The sequence below is a fragment of the Fischerella muscicola PCC 7414 genome (assembly GCF_000317205.1).
GTDB lineage: Bacteria > Cyanobacteriota > Cyanobacteriia > Cyanobacteriales > Nostocaceae > Fischerella > Fischerella muscicola.
Genome location: NZ_AJLK01000188.1, coordinates 1 through 19847 on the forward strand (window position 1 = coordinate 1; position 19847 = coordinate 19847).

Below are 19847 nucleotides of genomic sequence, written 5' to 3' on the forward strand. Positions count from 1 at the left end.
CATTGCCCCCCAACCCCACAAAAGTGGGGACCCCTAGCCCCCCCATCTCCCCATCCCCCCATCCCCCCCATCTCCGATCCCCAGCCCCTGAACATGACTGAACAGCAAACTTGGAGCCAGCGGTTTGAATCAGCCTTGCATCCTGCGATCGCTCATTTTAATGCAAGTATTAGTTTTGACATTGAGTTAATAGAATATGACCTGACTGGCTCTGTTGCTCATGCCCAGATGCTAACTAAATGCGGTATCATTTCTCCAAAAGAAGGAGAGCAATTAGTTGCTGGTTTAGAACAAATCCGGCAAGAATATCGTCAAGGCATGTTTAACCCCGGTATTGAAGCAGAAGACGTACACTTTGCCGTCGAGCATCGTCTAGTGGAAATTATTGGTGATGCAGGTAAAAAGTTACACACAGGTCGTTCCCGTAACGATCAAGTAGGAACAGATACTAGATTGTACCTACGTGATCAGATCCAACAAATTCGTCAGCAACTGCGAGAATTCCAAAGTGTCTTGTTAGATATTGCTAACAATCACATTGAAACTTTAATACCTGGTTATACCCACTTGCAACGCGCTCAACCTCTGAGTTTGGCTCACCACTTGTTGGCATACTTTCAAATGGCACAACGAGACTGGGAACGTTTGGGAGATGTTTGGAAGCGAGTGAATATTTCTCCTTTGGGCTGTGGTGCTTTGGCAGGAACAACTTTCCCGATTGACCGCCATTATACAGCCCAACTATTGCATTTTGATAGCGCTTATGCTAACAGCTTGGATGGAGTGAGTGATCGCGATTTTGCGATCGAATTTTTGTGTGCTGCCAGCTTAATTATGGTTCATTTGAGCCGACTTTCAGAAGAAATCATTCTTTGGGCATCTGAAGAATTTGGTTTTGTCACCCTGAAAGATAGCTGTGCAACTGGTTCCAGCATCATGCCTCAAAAGAAAAACCCTGATGTTCCAGAATTAGTGCGGGGTAAAACTGGGCGTGTCTTTGGTCATCTCCAAGCTTTGTTGGTAATTATGAAGGGACTACCTTTGGCATATAACAAAGATTTACAAGAAGACAAAGAAGGTTTATTTGACAGTGTTAAAACTGTCAAAGCATGTCTAGAAGCAATGACAATTTTGTTACGAGAAGGTCTGGAATTTCGTACACAACGTTTAGCACAAGCAGTATGTGAAGACTTTTCCAATGCTACCGATGTAGCAGATTATCTAGCAGCACGAGGTGTACCATTTCGAGAAGCATACAACCTTGTGGGCAAAGTAGTAAAAACTAGCATTGCTGCTGGCAAACTCCTCAAAGATTTAACCTTGGAAGAGTGGAAACAACTTCATCCAGCATTTGCAGCCGACATTTACGAAGCAATATCTCCTCAGCAAGTAGTTGCAGCCCGCAATAGCTACGGTGGTACAGGTTTTGAGCAGGTAAGAATAGCATTATCTAATGCCCGTAATCTAATTGCTGAATAGTTTGCTGCTGTTGGTTGTTTGGTATTGGGAACAACCAACAATTTAAAATAATTTAGATAAATATTATCAGACTAAACAATAGATATCTTGCAAAAGTCATGGCATGATTGCCTGTCTTGAAAATAGGTATCGGGGATTAACTTAACACCAAACCCATAATCCATCTGTGTTTATCTGTGTGCATCTGTGTTCGACATTCCATGATAGAGGCTCACTGATGAACTACTTACCTGTATCTCCTATTCCCAATTCAAATTCACTTCCTGCTTCTGAGTCAAACACATGGCAATTCCCTTCTCATAGTAAGCAGCTTCATTAATAAAAATTGGATAAACAGTTGATTCTCCTTCATAATTAATATCTTGACCTTCAAAGCTCAGAAATATTGGTTCACCAGGATGAAGAGGTTCATAATCTCTAAACTGAAGCTGGGGATGGATCATCGCCTGAATTTCTCCTAAGTTATTTCTGGGATAATCGATAGTCCCGATGCTTTGATAAAGTGTCAATGTGTGATTGTCTGATGAAATTGAATTTTGATTATATGCTTCTAAATAGTCCAAAATAGTATAAATAAGCTTCTCTGTTTTGTAAAATAAATCTGCATTTAAAACACCTTGAGCAACAGGGCCAACTTCAATTACAAAACCGTACTGACATAGAGATTTAAGTAAAGAACTATCTAGATTTGTTGTTGTCAAACAAACTTTTACTAAAGGATTGATTGCACTTAGATAAGCAGATAATTGTAAACAAAAAGGGTGTTGATTGCCTATGATAATACTCAACCCCATGTTTGCTGTTGTAGTATGCAAATCTAATATTACATCTACTTGAGGATTACCTTTTGGCCCTAATATTTGGTTAATAGCTTTTGCCCGAATGTCTTCATAACTAGAAAGTGTCGAATTTTGTAAGTCTTGATTAAGGAAGCAACGATTCAAGTCTTTATCAATGTAACGTCTACCAACCTTAAAAGCTTCAGGATTTGCTAGTAAAGTTTGAATGTTAAAGCTGGATCGCTGAATTAAGTGAGGAAACTGCTCAAATTTTTTGATTAGATATGCCCCTGTAAATTCATTTCCGTGAGTTGCCCCCACGATCGCAACATGATTGATTTGATTCATAAGATTAATTTATATTATATTCGCTCGAATACTTATATTATCCGCCTGAGTCTGTAATGGGTAATTGGCATATTACCTAATATTGGTGATGGTTAAAGGCTGCTCCTTTAAAGCATCATAGTGGGAATATAAAACCTATAAACCGAGTTTTTGCAGTAACAAAAACCCGGTTTATAACCTCAAGTTCTAGTACTAGATTAGTGTTTTGGGTTGTTTAATGACGTGCTTGCAAGTTGAATTAACCTCTATTTTTGAAAGATTCCAACCATTGTTGGACTTGTTCTCTGGCTATATCGCGAGATCCTAAACCAAAGGCAAGAGCGATCGCCACTGCGATCGCACCCAATAGCAAGCCAAAGGCAAGATTCACAATATCGGGTGCAACACCGATTTGTTGTAACGCCATTGCGGTGACTAGGGTAATGATTGCTATCCGCGTCACCTGACCTAAAATTCTCGCTTGGGGATTACCGGAACTGGTAATAATGTTAAAAGCTAGATTGGCTAGGTATAAACCAATAGCAAATATAATCACTCCAGCCAAAATCCGTCCGAGTACGACAACAATACCAGCTACTAGCACTGTTAGAGCAGGGATATTGAGGATATTCACCGCTGCCACAGTCGCAAATAGCATAATCCCAACTAATACAATAATGCCCGCAATTTCCGAGGGGGTGCGGCTGGGAGGAGTTGGTGTTGTTGGTTCTTCTGCGGGAATCACAATCCGTCTGGGGGGTGGTGATATTCCCAAAACAGACAAAATATTGTTAAAACCTATACTGGTCAAAATGTTGGTGACTAAATCTGCCACAAACCGCCCCAAGAAATAGGCAATAATTAAAATGGCGATTGCTGTAAAGATTGCCGGAAGTACATTGAGAACTTGTTGCAACATCGCGATTGCCGGCACTGAAATCGCTGCTATTTGCAGAGTATTCAAAGCAGCGATCGCTACAGGAATCAAAATCAGAATATAGACAATTGTGCCGATGATTCTGGAAAGAGGTTGAGTTCCCGCAGCGCGTGATAATCCTAATCGAGTTCCTAAATTGTCAATTCCTGTTGCTGCGAGTAAATTTGTGACAATCCGTTGGACAACAGTCGCGATAAACCAACCAACAGCGGCAATAATGATTGCTCCGAGAATGTTCGGCAGAATCGCCAAAATCTCTGTCACCAGTGCTTCCACTGGTTGTAGCGCTCGTTGTAACCCCAGAGTATCTAGTATTGGAATCAGAAATAGTAAAAAGATGAACCAATACAGAGCATTACCAATTGTATTGCTCAGAGGCAATTGATTTTGAGTAGTAGTGCTATCTTCTGGTGGGTTTAAACGTTCGTCTATTCTTAACGCCCGCAGTCCTCTAATTGTGATTAGCTTGACAACAGTAGCTACTAACCAAGCAACTGCTGCAAAAATCAGCGCACCCACTAATCTGGGTAAAAAGTCACCAATTTGAGTGAGAAAAGTATTAAGCGGTTGAGAAGCAACCCTTAATTCCAGTATGTCCAAAACGGCAACTAGTGTTAGCAGTAGAATGCCCCAAAATACCAAGTTAGAAATCAATTTTTCTACTTGAGGAAGTTCGCTGCTGCTATCTTCATGTCCAACTACGCCAGCGGCAATGCGGTTATCGATTTGCGTGCGATTGAGAATCCCTCGCGTCACAGCAGCAACACCAGCAGCAATCAACCAGCCAACCAACAAAATTAATACTGCTCCCAGCAATCGAGGCAGAAATGCACCTATCTGTTGGAAAGAGTTTTGCACATAAGTGTTGAATCCAGCGTCTTGTGGTGGTAATGTAGGCGATTGTGCTAAAAATGTTTCTACCCTAATCCACAAACCAGCTCCCATCACTTGAGTTATATTTTGCCAAGTTGTATTCATGGTTTTTCGGTATTAAAGTTAAGTTTGATCGCAGAAAACACCGTAGATACTTTTGGAGTAGATTGCCCTGGACAATTCCACATGCCAATAACTTCGTAGTGTTTTACGTTTGAATTTAACTGTCAATTTTACACGCAATTGATCTCAAGCATTCTTTGTGATAATTTTTTGTTTTTTATTGAAAAAAGCAAATTAAAACATCTATCTACTTGTAGTTGACTAGTATTGACAAATACAATTATTTTAAATTGGTCATCTTTGATTAATTATTGGTCAAAAGTTAATAGCTAATCATTTGTGGTTGTTGATAGTTGCTTGTTGTTTGTTGGTGGTTAGTGGTTGGTGGTTAGTGGTTAGTGGTTATTCCCCTACTCCTCACACCCCCCACACCCCTCACACTCCCCACACTCCCCAATTTGCGTTACTCTGAGTGCAGATATAATAAGAACTTAAGTGAAATGTCTGCAATGGAAGTTTTTGAACAATCAATAGATATTAATGCCTCAGCCGCAGTTGTGGAACGCTGTATTAGCGATCGCATTTTAATGCACCGTTGGCTCAATCCTGTATTGCGTTGCGAACCTGTAGGTGAGTGGAGTACCGATGTTGGTAGTCACAGTCGGTTTGTGATTCAAATACCTTTAATTAAACCGACATTGAAGAGTACTGTTGTCGAAAGAAAACCAGGTTTGATTGTTTGGGGGTTTGAGGGTTTTTTTAAAGGACGCGATCGCTGGGAATGTCAACCACAAGCAAAAGGAACACGCCTACTCAATCGCTTTGAATTTGAGATACCCAACCCTTTGGTGAGTTGGGGTTTTAAAACCTTTGCTGAAAACTGGACAAAAGAAGACATGCAAGCCCAATTACGCCGACTGAAGCTTGTAGCAGAGGAAATACAGCAGGAGTGAGAGGTGGTGGGGTGATGGGGTGATGGGGTGATGGGGAGGTGGGGGGAGTGTGTAGACGCGTAGCGGCTTAAGGTAAGGGTGGAGTAGTAAACCACTAACCACTAACCACTAACCACTGACCACTAACTACTAACCACTAACCACTAACCACTAACCACTGACCACTAACTACTAACCACTAACCAATGATAAATGACAATTGACTACCCTCTACCAAGTTGAGTTAGTAATCGCCGAATCATGTAGGCGTCTTGGGCTTCTGGGGTCTTGACTAGGTAAGTTTCTAAGTCATTGGCTGCTTGGGAGAAGCGACCGAGTTGATAGCATAAAAGACCGCGATCGCGCACTTCTAAGGCGAAGCCAGGAAATAATAATAAAATTCTCTCTACTGCTGCTAAGGCTTTTTCTAATTCCTGTTTATTCAAGTAGATATATTTAAGATTTGTTAATATTCTTGCCAAAATTTGTTTGTTTGTCACCGATGCTAAAAATTCTGGTTGCAGAGTCACAGGATGCTGATATATTTGAGTCAATTTTTCTTGACAATCTTGCGGAAATAATATCTCACCTTTATTGAAGGTATCCACAAAAATCTCAATATCAGAAACGTCAGGACGAATGAGGAAATGTCCTGGCATTCCTATGCCTACCATCGCAAAATCAATCCGTCGAGCAATTTCTAGATATATTAGCGCTAAGGTAATCGGAATTCCCAGGCGGCGATCAATCACATCATTCAAATAGCTGTTGCGGGGATCATAATATTCTTGTTTATTTCCTGTAAATCCCAAATCGTTATAGAGATATTGATTAATAGTTTGGATGATTCGCAAAGGATAACGCTCTGCTGGCAAGCGTTCTTCTAATTCTGTTGCCATCGTATCCAGACTATTGATATATTCTTCTGGGTCAAGCTCAGGATATTCTTCTTGAGCAATATATAAAGCTGCTCTTGCTAAATCTATATACTCATCAGGCTGCTGAATTTCCTGGTAAAAATATTGCCGCGCTGACGAGATATTCATAAGCTTATGCCGAGTATGGGTTTACAGTTCAGGTTGAATATTGTGAGGTGGTGATACCTATATTTAATATTAAAGATATTAGCTAGATTTGCAAATATTTTGATGCAGAAAAATAAATAATAAGCATCTATCTAAGGTATGAAAATCATGAACCAAACAGAAGAGGAACTATAGACAATCTTTATCTATCCCCTCCTTTTTTAGAGGAGAAAATAATTAAAAAATAAACACGGAGGTGGGGAGTGTGAGAAGTAGGGGAATAACCACTAACCACTATTGTACAGACGCGATTAATCGTGTCTACCTATTAACCACTAACTACTAACTATTGATAATAGACCAATGACAAATGTCCAAAAATCAATAACTAGTAACTATTTAATTATGCTTATTATTTATTTTTAAATCATGCATAGAACTCCAAGTAGAAACAGAGAAGATACAGCAAAAAACAAATTTTTTCACCCCACTAGGGGGATTCTTTGGGCAGTCCAGACTCGCATTCTATTTTGGTACATTTTATCTACAATTTTCATCTTTATTATCTTTATTCCAACATTTCGTGAGGTTTTGTATGCCAGGGTGGACACAAGAGTTCGTAGGGAACTGGCAGAAAAGATGGAAACATTTAAAAAAGTAATCTATGAAAAAGACATGGAAGTGCGAGAGGAGATAGAGGAGTCTAGGAATATAAAGGTAGACGAACAACTCAAGCCTCCATCTTCTCAAGAAGAATTAGAAGACTTTTTTGATGTTTTTCTCTCTCGTCAACTACCAGAAGATGATACACATTTAATTGCTTTTGTCAATGAAAAGTTTTACAAATCAAGTCCGAGTGCTAGACCAGATCCCTTAGCAAAAGATTCAAAGTTAATGCAGCGTTGGGCTAAGCTAACCCAACCAGAACAAGGAGAAAAATCAGTTTCAGACAAAACTATAGAAAATATAATCTATATTACTGAACCAGTCAAAATCAATGGAAAAACTCTGGGGGTATTTGTAGTTGCTCATACTACAGCTGGGGAGCGCGGAGAGGTTTTAGAAGCTGTCTCTGTGATCGTACAGTTGAGCAGTGTAGTGTTGATCGTAGCTTTAATATTTGCTTGGCTGATCTCCGGAAGAATTTTGGCTCCTTTGCGTTTACTGATGGTGACAACTCGCTCCATTAGTGAGTCTGATTTGAATCAACGCTTACCAGTCAAAGGTAAGGGTGAGATTGCAGAGTTAGCAATCACCTTTAATGAAATGATGGATCGTCTGCAAGCTGCCTTTACCAGTCAACGCGACTTTATTAACGACGCCGGACACGAACTCCGCACACCAATTACTATTATCCGGGGACACTTAGAATTAATGGGTGATAACCCTGAAGAAGTGCAGGAAACTATTGCTTTGGTACTGGATGAATTAGACCGCATGAGCCGATTTGTGGAAGATATGATTTTGCTGGCCAAAGCAGAACGTCCAGATTTTTTACAGTTGGAAACAGTTGATTTGGATTCCTTTACACAGGAATTATTTCTTAAGGCACAAGCACTAGCAGACCGCAATTGGCAGTTGGAAGCCGTTGGTAAAGGCAAGATAATAGTAGATCGGCATCGGCTAACTCAGGCAGTTATGAATTTGGCACAAAATGCTACTCAACATACATTATCAATTGATACAATTTCTATAGGCTCAGCAATTAATCGAAGCAGAGTCCATTTTTGGGTTAAAGATACCGGGGAAGGCATTGCCAAAGCTGACCAAAAACGAATTTTTGCACGCTTTGCCCGTGCTACCAATAGCCGTCGTAGATCGGAAGGTGCAGGATTAGGGTTATCAATTGTGCAAGCGATCGCCCAAGCCCATCATGGATCAGTAAAGCTTCGTAGCCGATTAGGTTTCGGTTCTACTTTCACTATAGTCTTACCGGTGGAACCACCACAAGAGGAAGTACCCGATGCATCGCATTCTCATCGCTGAAGATGAACCTCGTATAGCCTCCTTTTTAGAAAAAGGCTTGTGTTCTCATGGTTTTACGACTGCGGTTGTTGCAGATGGCAATGAAGTTGTACTCATGGTTCAAGGGAGCGAATTTGACCTACTCATCTTAGATTTAGGATTACCTGGAAAAGATGGTATAGAAATCATAGAAGATTTACGCGGACAAGGCGAAAGCTTGCCGATTATTATTTTGACTGCCCGTGATGACATCAAAGATAAAATAGCAGGATTAGAAAGCGGTGCTGATGACTATGTTACTAAGCCCTTTCGCTTTGAAGAACTATTGGCAAGAGTGCGGGTAAGATTACGCAGTAGTACTGTGTCCGCAGTTAACAATGACACGAGCCTCAGAGTTGGTAATATAGTCCTCGATTTGCGTACTCGTAGAATCAAAGTAGATGGTCGCACTGTTGATTTACCAGCACGGGAATTTACGTTAGCAGAAACTTTTTTCCGTCATCCAGGACAAGTCTTGAGTCGAGAACAACTGTTAGACCGGGTTTGGGGTTTCGATTATAACCCAGGTTCTAACATTGTGGATGTGTATGTAGGTTATCTACGTAAAAAGTTAGGTAGTGACCTGATTGAAACTGTCAGAGGTATGGGCTATCGATTACGGTTAAATAATGAATGACCTCAACTCGCGATCGCCTGTATTGAAAAGAGGTGTGGGGGTGTAAGGGTGTAGGGGTGTAGGAGGAGTTAAATTTTCATGCCCTCGTTGTGTGATTTATCACATGAGTGTCTAGGTTAATAATTTAAAAATCAGCTCTAGTTTTACTCCTAAAGCTATATATTGGTCATGGCTAAATTTTCTCAGACTTTGTCTAAAACAAAATGCATCCGAAGAATTTGGTTAAATGACCCAGATTTTAATCGTGGAAGATGAGGTTCGCCTCGCTGCCTTTGTTGAAAAAGGACTTCGCAAAAATGGTTTTACTACTATAGTGGCAGTAGACGGCGAACAAGCAATTTTCATGGCTGAAAGTAGCGATTTTGATTTACTACTACTTGATTTAGGATTGCCAATAATAGATGGTCTTACAGTATTGCGTGAACTGCGAAGCCGAGGAGAAAAGCGACCTATTATTATTGTCACTGCTAACAACGATGAACGAGATAAAGCAGCTGCTTTGGCTGCTGGTGCAAATGACTACATTACTAAGCCCTTTAGTTTTAACGACCTCTTAACAAGAGTTCGGGCACAGTTGGGGCAATAGTCAATGGTCAATAGTCAATGGTCAATTGTAATTAACTATCAACAACCAACTACTACTCTACCACACAAGTTTTGACAGCTTGCGAGGCGTCAGATCCCCGACTTTTTTAAAAAAGTCGGGGATCTGGCCGACCTATCAAAATCAATTTGGTGAACTACCACTAACCACTAACCAATAACCACTATCATATCAACTTCTTTTGATGAAAAACTTCTCATAAAACATTCATAAAGAATTAATCACTAATTGTGAGTCTATGTATAGGTGAGGAATTAATTATCTGTTTTTCTCACAGCTTCAGTAGTTTTTTATCATTTTCGAGGATTGACGCCATGCGTGTTTGTGTCATTGGTACTGGATACGTTGGCTTAGTAACTGGAGCTTGTCTGGCAGAGATTGGACACAGTGTTATCTGTGTGGATAACAATACCGCCAAAGTTTCATTAATGCAGTCTGGAAAGTCGCCTATTTTTGAACCGGGACTGGAAGAAATCATGCAGTCCAATATGCAGGCGGGAAGGCTGCAATTCACAACAGATTTGGCTGTCGGTGTAGAACATGGCGAGATTATATTCATTGCCGTTGGTACTCCAGCCTTACCCAGTGGCGAGAGTGACACTCGCTATGTAGAAGCCGTTGCTCGTGGTATTGGCAGCAATCTTAATGGTGGTTACAAAGTCATTGTGAACAAGTCTACCGTTCTCATTGGTTCTGGGAATTGGGTACAGCGCATTATCATGGATGGTGTTGCTGAACGCCAGCAAGATATTACAGGCTTTGATGTTGTTAGTAACCCTGAATTTCTCCGGGAAGGTTCGGCAGTTTACGACACATTTAATCCCGATCGCATTGTATTAGGTAGCAATAGCCCCAAAGCGATCGCCATGATGCAAAAACTGTATGCGCCAATCGTTGAGCGCAAATTTACATTTAATAATTATTTATTACCTCCCGTGCCTATGGTAATAACAGACTTAGCATCCGCAGAGATGATTAAATATGCTGCTAATGCCTTTCTGGCAACCAAGATTAGTTTTATTAACGAAATAGCCAACATCTGCGATCGCGTTGGTGCTGATGTTACTTACGTTGCCATCTTGGCTGTTTCTTAGTATCTCTTGCACCTGCACTAAAGAGGATCTGAACAATGAGACTGCTGGTTTATTCCCATGACACATTCGGTTTGGGTAATATTCGCAGAATGCTAGCTATTTGCGAACATCTATTGAGGGAAATAGAGGGACTGTCTATTTTACTAATATCTGGTTCACCGATACTACACGGGTTTCGCCTACCCAAAGGACTTGACTACATCAAGCTTCCTTGTATCAATCGAGGAGAAACAAATAATTTAGTTGCTAAGTACTTGGGTACAGACATCGATGAAACAGTAAAGATGCGATCGGATTTGATTCTATCAGCAGCCGTTAATTATAAGCCGGATTTGGTGCTGGTAGATAAGAAACCCTACGGGATTAAAAATGAACTTGCCCCTACTCTAGATTACTTGCAAGCAAAGTTACCACAAACTCGCTTTGTACTTCTGTTAAGAGATATTCTCGACACGCCAGCAAAAACGATCGCAGAATGGCACAAACATGGTTACTATGAAGCGGTTAAAAAGTTTTATGACTTGTTGCTGATTGTTGGGATACCAGAAATTTTTCATCTACCACAGGAATATGAGTTTCCAACTGAGGTTATCCAGAAAGCACACTTTTGTGGCTATATCCGGAAACCGCAGGGATGCAAGCAACCTGAACAAGTGCGAGATGAGTTACAGCTAAGTTCTAATCAAAAGCTTGTATTAGTTACTCCTGGTGGGGGAGAAGACGGTTATCAGCTAATTCATACTTATCTCACAGGCTTGAAATTACTAGCGGATGCACACAACATCAAAAGTCTAATTATTTGCGGTTCAGAGATGCCGATAGAGCATAGACAGGCATTGTATCAGGTGGCAACAACCTATCCACAGGTGCAGATGTATGAATTTACCGATGAGTTGATGAGTTATTTGGCGGTAGCGGATGTAGTGGTATCGATGGCTGGTTACAACACAGTGTGCGAAATTCTTTCGGCGAACAAACCTGCTGTGGTGATACCGCGAATCAAACCCTCCCAAGAACAGTTTATGCGATCACAGAGAATGTATGAATTTGGTTGCTTCCAGACAATTCATCCTCATGATCTGACACCATCAGTCTTAATGCAACAGGTACAGCAACAATTAGTAAATACTCAAGTGAATAATACTGTTGATTTAGGTGGATTAGATAGGATTGCTAGTTTAATTAAAAGTATTTTTACAAATAAAACTTTAATTTATGAACGAGAAGTTTTGTATTTGGAAAGATTTTCACAGAGTATTTTGGCTGGAAAAATAATTATTTGATAAACGAACACAGATGGACACAGATGTAGACGCGCCCAAGCGCGGCTTCGGTGCAGGGTACACAGATGGATTGTTCGTTTGTGACTGGTTGTGGTTGATAAGTTATGGGTTTTGTTTCTACATGTTTTTGTGGATTTAGATGAGATTTATCTTCAAAAATTTATCAGTGTTGGAAAAAGATTATGAAAAAGTTAATGTTCTACTGCCAACATATTTTGGGCATGGGTCATCTAGTGCGTAGCATGGAGATTGTACGCGGTTTAACTGAAGATTTTCATATTTGTTTTATTAATGGCGGTGAAGTTATTCCAGAGTTTCAGGTTCCCTCAGGAGTTAAAGTCATTAATTTACCAGCAATTAAAACAGACCCGGAATTTAAAGAATTACAAGTGGTAGATAATGCTTTTACGCTGACAGAAGTTCAAGAAATTAGAAAAAATTTGCTGCTGTCAATATTAGACAAATTCCAGCCAGATATTTTAATGATAGAATTATTTCCTTTTGGTAGAAGGCGCTTCTCGTTTGAATTAATTCCTTTATTAGAAAGAGTGCAAGCAAGTCAATCTTCTACTAAAGTAGTTTGCAGTCTCAGAGATATTGTAGTTACAAAACAAAATCAAGCTCGACATGAAGAAAAAGTCTGTAAACTCATAAATCAATATTTTGACTTACTATTGGTTCATGGCGATCCAAAACTTGCACCATTAGAAGAAACGTTCTCTCGAATTAAAGACCTTAATTGTCAAGTTTACTATACTGGATATGTGGTACAAAAACCATCAGAAAATCCTGTTTTCAGTGATGAAGATAAGGAAATTATTGAATCTGACCAACCTTTGATTTTAGTCAGTGTCGGTGGTGGTAGATTTGGTCATGAATTATTGGATTGTGTGGTGAAGACAGCGCCATTACTAGAGAAAATAATTCCCCATAATATTCAAGTTTTTACGGGGCCATTTATGCCAGACGAAAAATTTCAGGAATTGCAAACGCTAAAGGAAAATAGCAATAATCTTCGCATTCGTCGCTATACGCCTTACTTGTTAAATTACATGCAAAAAGCAGACTTATCTATTAGCATGTCTGGCTACAACACCACACTCAATATTTTAACAACGGGTGTACGAGCTATGATTCTTCCTTTCACTGGCAACAACGATCAAGAACAAACTATTAGAGCCAAAAAGTTAAATGCACTAGGAGTTGTGAAGACAATTTATCCTCAAGATTTGCAACCTGACATCTTTGCTTGGAGGATAATCAGTTACTTAGAAAAGCAAATAAATAAAATTAAGTTCGATTTTAATGGTGTGGAAAATACAGCAAAAATTTTAAAATATTTTGTCTATAAAGAAAAAATTGCTTAAGTATGTCGCCACAATTAATGTGAACTCGTTATGGTCGTCATTTGTCATTTTTCATTTTTCATTGGTTATTTGTTATTGGTCATTGTTCAAATGAAAAATCAGGTGCAGAGGATTTAGAGAAAAGAGATTTTGGTAAAAATCATGAACAAAAAAACAATTTGTATTACTACACTGGAATACCCTCCAGATATAGGCGGTGTCGGTGAGTCGGTGCATCGTATTGCCCAGATGTTAGTTAGTAGCGGTTATGAAGTTCATGTTGCAGTTTTTCGCTCTAAGCAACGGCTAGTAGATGACGGAAGTGTAAGACGAGCAAGCTGTAAAACAAGATTTCAAGATGGGGTGTTTGTACATCGCATCAAATCAGCTGTACGTGATGATTTACAAGAAATTCAAGATTTTTTCAGTGATATTTATTTTCAGTTAAATTTTCTACATCATCAATATAATTTTGATTTATTTCATGCGTTTTTTCTCAATGAAACAGGATATGTAACGACACTTTTAGCCAAAGAAAATGACTTGCCAGTTATTAATAGCGTCCGGGGTGCTGACTTACACAAACATATTTTTAATCCTAAAAATCATGCTCAGATAGCATGGGTTTTAGAAAACTCGGATTGGGTGACATTTGTCAGCCAAGACTTACGCAAAAGAGCGAATGCGATCGCTCCTAGTGTAAAATTAAAGTCTTCTGTTTTTTGGAACTCAATCGCACCAATTAATTTCACCAAACTCCGCACCCCTCCTCTCGTTTCCGAGTTGTCGGGTATTATCATCGGTTCTAGTGGCAGATTTCGTGACAAGAAAGGCATAGAATTTCTTCTTGATGCTTGTAGTGAGTTAATCAAGGAAATCGATTTGACGTTGTTGCTGATTGGTAACTTTGTAGAGAAAGAACGAAAATATTGGCAACAAGAATTAAAACAATGCTGTTTGGGTTCTCGCCTACGCATTACAGGTATTACCACTCGGCAAGAAGCTTTAGCTTATTTACCACATTTAGATATTTTCGCCATTCCCTCACTAACTGACGGGTGTCCAAATGCACTTCTAGAAGCAATGTTAGCTGGCTGTGCCATTGTTGGCACTAGAGTAGATGCTATTGGTGAAATTCTTGAAGATGGCGTCGATGGTTTACTTGTCAATCCTGGTAGTAGCGCTGAACTAAAAACAGCACTGCTATCTTTAGCTATTCAACCACAGTTATGCAAGCAGCTGGGTGCAGCAGCAAAAATCAAAGCACAACAAAAGCTTCACCCATCTATAGAAAAGCAAAACTGGATAGATATTTACCAACAAGTTTTAACGACATCGGCAACAGCAACTTTACCTGAAGTTAGTCTCGTTTAGTTGCAGAGATGGGGGTGTGAGGGGTGTGAGGAGTAAGTAGTTTAAAGAACAAGTAACCACTAACCCTACCCTTACCTTAAGCCACTACCCTGCCTTAAGCCGCTACCTGCACCAAGCCCTCCGGGTACTCTACCCTACGGGAACGCCTTACGGCGTACGAGAAGCCGGGCTTCGCCCGTCTACGGGGGTTCGCATACCCTTACCTTAAGCCTATGAGCGCGTCTACGTGACGGGAAGCTGCGCCACTGCGCCCTTGGGGGTTCCAAGAGTTGTAGCACGTGGCGTCCAAGACTGCGACCCCCTCACCGCTTCTTTGTCTACGCGTCTACGTGTCTACGTGACGGGAACCGCCTTTTTGGGGGGCTGGACTCACCACTAACCAATGTACAGACGTGCTATGGCACGTCTGGTACAACAACCAACAACCAACAATTAACTACCAACTAATAACAAACATTATGAACAAGCCACAAGTTACCATAATTGTTTCTCAACGTGAGCGTTTTAGCTACACTCGCGAATCACTGGAAAGTATCTATGAACATACTCATGTACCTTTTTCTCTAGTTTACGTAGATGGTAATTCCCCACCTGAGATTGCTGACTATCTTGAGGAACAGGCGCGCGAGAAAGAATTTGATTTGATTCGCACTGAGTATTACCTTTCACCTAACCAAGCCCGTAATTTGGGTTTACATCAAGTTAAGACTGAGTATGTGATATTCATTGATAATGATGTGATTGTGAATCCGGGTTGGCTAGACCATTTACTCCAGTGCGCTGAAGAAACAAAAGCGACTGTTGTTTGTCCCCTTACCTGCATTGGTGAACCTTTGGGAGAGACTATCCACTTAGCGGGTGGTGAAGCACACATTGTAGTTGAAACCCAAGAAAATAACGAAGCGAAGCGAAGAGTACATGAAAAACATTACTTCGTTAATCGCAAAGTTGCTGAGGTGCGTGAACAGTTGCACCGTCAACAGTGCGAGTTTGCGGAATTTCATTGTATGTTAGTCCGCACTGAAATTTTTGGGCAGATTGGACTTTTAGATGAAGGACTGCTAAGTACACGGGAACATATTGATTTTTGTCTGACTGTAACTAACGCTGGAGGCAGGATTTATTGTGAACCCGCCTCGGTAGTTACCTACGTACCAGGATTGAAGTTACAAATACCAGAACTTGTCTTCTTTATGCTGCGCTGGAGTGATGCTTGGGAAATCGCCAGTTTAGAACACTTTGCCCAAAAATGGCAACTGACAACTAAGGACAAATACTTCAAAAAACGCTACAAGCGGATGGGACATCGCCGCCACCAAGCATTCTTGAAACCCCTACTGCATCGCCTTACCTTAGGAACAAACCCTCTATGGTTGGAAAAATGGGCGATGTCGCTGGAAAAGAAGTTAAACCAATATATAAGCGATCGCTACACCCAAAATCATACAAGTTACAGCAATTTAGAATTCTCCCAACCATTAATCTTGAGGAGAATATAAAATTAGCTTCTCCCCATCACCCCACTGCCCCTAATCCCCAGAGGGGACCCCGAGTTCCCCATCACCCCACCTCCCCATCCCCCCATCCCCCCACCTCCCCATCTCATTCTATGGTGGTTAAACTTTCAAAATATTCAGGAATAGCGCGTCCTGACCGCAAAAGTTTGAGGGCAGCCTTACCAGGAATAGTGCGGATTTTGCGGCGATTTTCACCCCAAATCCGCCAACAGAAAAACCTGCTGATAGTATCCTTTGTGGCGCTGATCGCAGAAATTTTCTTACACCTACTAGAACCCTGGCCGCTAAAATTTATTTTTGACTATATCCTTTTACCTGGTTTTAAGACTAAGCCCTTAGGTATTCCTTTTCTTGATGAACTCAGTCCTTTTACCTTACTTACTACCTTAACTTTAGCGCTAGTTGCGATCGCTGCTCTGCGTGCTACTGCTGCTTACTTCAGTGTTGTGGGTATGTCCTTGGCAGCAACCAACATCCTCACAGAAATTCGCGCTGATCTCTACAGTCACTTGCAACGGCTTTCTCTATCTTTTCACCACAAAGCCAAAAGTGGTGACCTCATTACTCGCGTTACCTCTGATATTGACCGACTACGGGAAGTGACTGTCATGGCTGTCATGCCCCTACTTGCTCATTCTTTAACTCTAGTCGGTATGATCGCGGTCATGTTCTGGCTGCATTGGGAACTAGCACTCATTGCTATTGCTGTATTTCCCCTATTTTTATTTTCCACGATGCGCCTGACAAAACGTATCCGCCAGGTGGTACGCCAACAACGCCAACGCGAAGGAGCAATGGCAGCAACCGCAGCCGAATCTATCGGTGCCATCAAAATTGTGCAGGCGCTTTCTCTGCAAGATATGTTGGAGAATACTTTTTTCAGCCACAACCGCCAAAGTTTAAAAGACAGTGCCAAAGCCCAAAGACTAGCAGCAGGTTTAGAACGAATGGTGGAATTGTTGGTGGGGGTTTCCATTGCTTTGGTATTATGGCGAGGAGTGCAGTTAGTATTAAGACAATCCCTTACCCCTGGGGATTTGTTAGTATTTGTCAACTATCTCCGCATCGCCTTTAAACCGATGCGCCAGCTTGCCAAGTACACTGGGCAAATTGCCAAAGCTACCGCTTCCGGCGAACGTATCTTGGATGTGTTAGACATCGTACCTGATATTCGTGATGCCCGTGGGGCAATTGACGCGCCACCTTTTAAGGGAACTGTGCAGTTTCAAAATGTTTCCTTCGCCTACGAACAAAATCAAAGTATATTAAAAGACATAAAATTTGTAGTATATCCTGGTCAACACGTAGCTTTAGTCGGGCCTTCTGGCGGAGGCAAATCTACCTTAGTTAGTCTATTGTTACGCCTCTACGACCCCTTAGAAGGTCAGATTTTAATTGATGGACATGATATCAGAGAATACAAACTGCATTCTCTACGGCAGCAAATCAGTGTCGTGTTACAAGATAGTATTCTCTTTGCAGCTAGTGTAAAAGATAACATCGCCTACGGTTGTTTACAAGCCTCCGACCAGGAGATAGAACAAGCTGCTCGTTTGGCAAATGCCCACAATTTTATTATGGCCTTGCCCCAAGGTTACGATACCATCTTGGGCGAACGGGGGGCGACTCTTTCTGGTGGACAAAGACAAAGAATTGCGATCGCGCGTGCAGCAGTACGTCAAGCTCCCATTGTCATTTTAGATGAGCCAACTACAGGTTTAGACCAAGAAAACGAACACGCTGTGAATGAAGCACTAGAGCGTTTGACCAAAGGACGCACCACTTTTTTAATTTCCCATAATCTGAAACCAGTTGTACAAGCTGATTTAATTCTTTACATCGAAGGCGGAAAAATTTTAGAAAAGGGTACTCATATAGAATTGATGCGTTTAGGTGGACGCTATGCAGCTATGTATACTCTCCAGTCTAACGAGGGTAATGGCTTGATGGCTATGCGATGAAAATTACTCTTTATCAGCACAGTTAGGACAACTTTCAACTTTTGCTCTGATTTTTTACCTGAGTTTACGAAATAGGATTAAAACCATGTGTATTTCATCAATAGTGAAATGGCATGGCTTCGCTCTCTCTGCTGATCTGTGGGGAGGGCTGTTTTTTTGAAGCAGGAGGCAGAAGGCAAAAACATCAATATCCCAACTGACTTGCAACCCTCTGATACCAATTCCTTTTAAACGTGAAACATATTTGTGTTGTAGAGACGTGCCATGGCACGTCTGGTACAGGATTTAAATGTATCATGATTAACGTGAAATGGTATGACTTGTCCGAAGGGCTGATAATACAGAATTCTAGTTGGTTAAAATTCTGGTCAAGAACCCAAATGCTGTTCGTGCAAAGTATCAAAGTATAATAGTTTATACCACTTCACAACATTCCTGATACAAATTCTCCCCCAAGTCGTCCTCCTTGTCTTCCTTGTCTTCCTGCTTGCCAAATTTATCAGACTTATACTGAAACGGTATTAGGGGTGTCAACTATGAGATTTTACAGACATTTAGCTACTGTTGTATTAGCAATAGCTACAGTAATAGCGATCGCATTTATTCATACATTTGCTTTTGCACTTCCAGAACACGAGGTCGATGCGATCGCGTCCCAGACTACCGTATTAATTGCACCAGCCTTACAAGAAGGAGAGATAAAGGCACGCAGGGAGTGGGACCCAGGTTCTGGGGTGGTTGTAGCACGAAAAGGTAAAACTTATTACGCACTCACAGCCCTCCATGTTGTGCAAAACAAAGGGTTTTATGGAGTACGCACGAGTGATGGCAAAGTACACTTAGTAGAACATAACGAAGATAATTCCACGATTCAAGCTTTAGGTAGGGAAGAGGGAGAACTCAGAACAAAAGTTAAGGGTTTTGATTTAGCACTGGTCAAATTTGAGAGTGAACACGACTATCCCGTTGCTGCTTTGGGAAATTCCGAGAAACTTAGGAGCAAAGATGTATTATATGTTTCTGGTTGGCCCGTACCGCAAAATCAAACTCCTCGCCGAGAACGGGTTACAGAAGTCACATCATTAAATCAAATTAATTCTCAACCTCATCCTGAAGGCGGCTATAGTTTAGCTTATAACATTCAAACCCGGCAGGGTATGGATGGCGGCCCAGTATTTAGTCAAGATGGACAAATTGTTGCTATCCACCAAAGCGATCGCTCAAATGAACATGGATATTGTCTTGAGCCAAATCTGAGCGGGAATAATAGTTGTGGTCTGCAAATAAATCATATTGTACAAGCGATCGAAGCAGAGGACAGGCGCTTGAGTTTTGATCGCGGCTTGATAGATCCCAAAGTGATTGCACAGGGAATAGCAAATAAATCAACAGCAGATGTCATTCCCAATGTGTACAAGTTGTTTACCTTTGATTTAGATGCAATGTTGAGAAATAAGCCTTCTTTAGGATGTGGCAGTTTATTACTAGGAGATAAATGTCCCAACAGGCGTATATAGGGAGTATTCAAGGATAGGTTTTCTAGATTTTGCTTACATTCAGTTTACTGTAAGTGGACTTGAACTCTGAGCCATGAAGTTCAGTTCTGGGCGGA

Annotated in this window: 14 protein-coding genes and 1 pseudogene; 12 read left to right on the plus strand and 3 right to left on the minus strand. The window is 41.0% G+C overall.

The genetic code is table 11. The features are described from left to right. The first annotated feature begins 93 nt into the window (after window positions 1–93). On the plus strand, window positions 94–1479 hold the full coding sequence (gene argH, locus UYI_RS0129150) for an argininosuccinate lyase (protein ID WP_026086248.1): 1386 nt from the start codon (window positions 94–96) through the stop codon (window positions 1477–1479). Window positions 1480–1718: 239 nt separating this feature from the next. On the opposite strand, the gene UYI_RS0129155 is transcribed toward argH, so the two are convergent. Together UYI_RS0129155 and UYI_RS0129160 are read right to left on the minus strand one after the other, a co-directional pair. Continuing rightward, window positions 1719–2606, minus strand: a complete 888-nt coding sequence (locus UYI_RS0129155) for an aspartoacylase (protein ID WP_016870222.1) — start codon at window positions 2604–2606, stop codon at window positions 1719–1721. 238 nt (window positions 2607–2844) lie between these two features. Beyond that, the gene (locus tag UYI_RS0129160; protein ID WP_016870223.1) at window positions 2845–4500 is read right to left on the minus strand and encodes a mechanosensitive ion channel; all 1656 of its coding nucleotides are present in this window, start codon (window positions 4498–4500) and stop codon (window positions 2845–2847) included. 467 nt (window positions 4501–4967) lie between these two features. On the opposite strand from UYI_RS0129160, the gene UYI_RS0129165 reads away from it, so the two are divergent. Further along, window positions 4968–5411: an SRPBCC family protein gene (locus tag UYI_RS0129165; RefSeq protein ID WP_026086249.1), complete on the plus strand. Its 444-nt coding sequence runs from the start codon at window positions 4968–4970 to the stop codon at window positions 5409–5411. Between the two features lie 203 nt (window positions 5412–5614). Here UYI_RS0129165 and UYI_RS0129170 read toward each other — a convergent pair whose 3' ends face one another. Further along, window positions 5615–6436: a SirB1 family protein gene (locus tag UYI_RS0129170; protein ID WP_016870225.1), complete on the minus strand. Its 822-nt coding sequence runs from the start codon at window positions 6434–6436 to the stop codon at window positions 5615–5617. Between the two features lie 408 nt (window positions 6437–6844). Here UYI_RS0129170 and UYI_RS0129175 point away from each other — a divergent pair, with 408 nt between their 5' ends. The 10 genes and pseudogenes from UYI_RS0129175 (at window position 6845) to UYI_RS0129220 (ending at window position 19752) form a co-directional block, all read left to right on the plus strand. After that, entirely contained in the window at window positions 6845–8401 is a 1557-nt protein-coding gene (locus UYI_RS0129175) for a sensor histidine kinase (RefSeq protein ID WP_016870226.1), read from the plus strand. Then, window positions 8379–9056 carry a response regulator transcription factor gene (locus UYI_RS0129180; protein WP_016870227.1) on the plus strand — a complete coding sequence of 226 codons (678 nt, stop codon included), beginning with the start codon at window positions 8379–8381 and terminating at the stop codon, window positions 9054–9056. Before UYI_RS0129175 ends, UYI_RS0129180 begins: the two co-directional genes overlap by 23 nt. 226 nt (window positions 9057–9282) lie before the next feature. Next, the gene (locus UYI_RS0129185) at window positions 9283–9642 is read left to right on the plus strand and encodes a response regulator transcription factor (RefSeq protein ID WP_016870228.1); all 360 of its coding nucleotides are present in this window, start codon (window positions 9283–9285) and stop codon (window positions 9640–9642) included. A 332-nt stretch (window positions 9643–9974) separates the two neighbouring features. Continuing rightward, window positions 9975–10736, plus strand: a pseudogene (locus UYI_RS33680) (UDP-glucose dehydrogenase family protein); the annotation flags it as partial. A gap of 53 nt (window positions 10737–10789) precedes the next feature. Continuing rightward, window positions 10790–12037 (plus strand): glycosyltransferase family protein, encoded by a 1248-nt coding sequence (locus UYI_RS0129195; protein ID WP_016870230.1) that lies wholly within the window; start codon window positions 10790–10792, stop codon window positions 12035–12037. Window positions 12038–12219: 182 nt separating this feature from the next. Continuing rightward, on the plus strand, window positions 12220–13404 hold the full coding sequence (locus UYI_RS0129200; RefSeq protein WP_016870231.1) for a glycosyltransferase family protein: 1185 nt from the start codon (window positions 12220–12222) through the stop codon (window positions 13402–13404). 141 nt (window positions 13405–13545) lie between these two features. Then, window positions 13546–14757, plus strand: a complete 1212-nt coding sequence (locus UYI_RS0129205) for a glycosyltransferase (RefSeq protein ID WP_016870232.1) — start codon at window positions 13546–13548, stop codon at window positions 14755–14757. A gap of 458 nt (window positions 14758–15215) precedes the next feature. Continuing rightward, window positions 15216–16256, plus strand: a complete 1041-nt coding sequence (locus UYI_RS0129210) for a glycosyltransferase family 2 protein (protein ID WP_016870233.1) — start codon at window positions 15216–15218, stop codon at window positions 16254–16256. A gap of 140 nt (window positions 16257–16396) precedes the next feature. Continuing rightward, entirely contained in the window at window positions 16397–18235 is a 1839-nt protein-coding gene (locus tag UYI_RS0129215) for an ABC transporter ATP-binding protein (RefSeq protein WP_026086250.1), read from the plus strand. 536 nt (window positions 18236–18771) lie between these two features. Then, window positions 18772–19752 carry a S1 family peptidase gene (locus UYI_RS0129220; protein ID WP_016870235.1) on the plus strand — a complete coding sequence of 327 codons (981 nt, stop codon included), beginning with the start codon at window positions 18772–18774 and terminating at the stop codon, window positions 19750–19752. Window positions 19753–19847 lie beyond the last annotated feature (95 nt).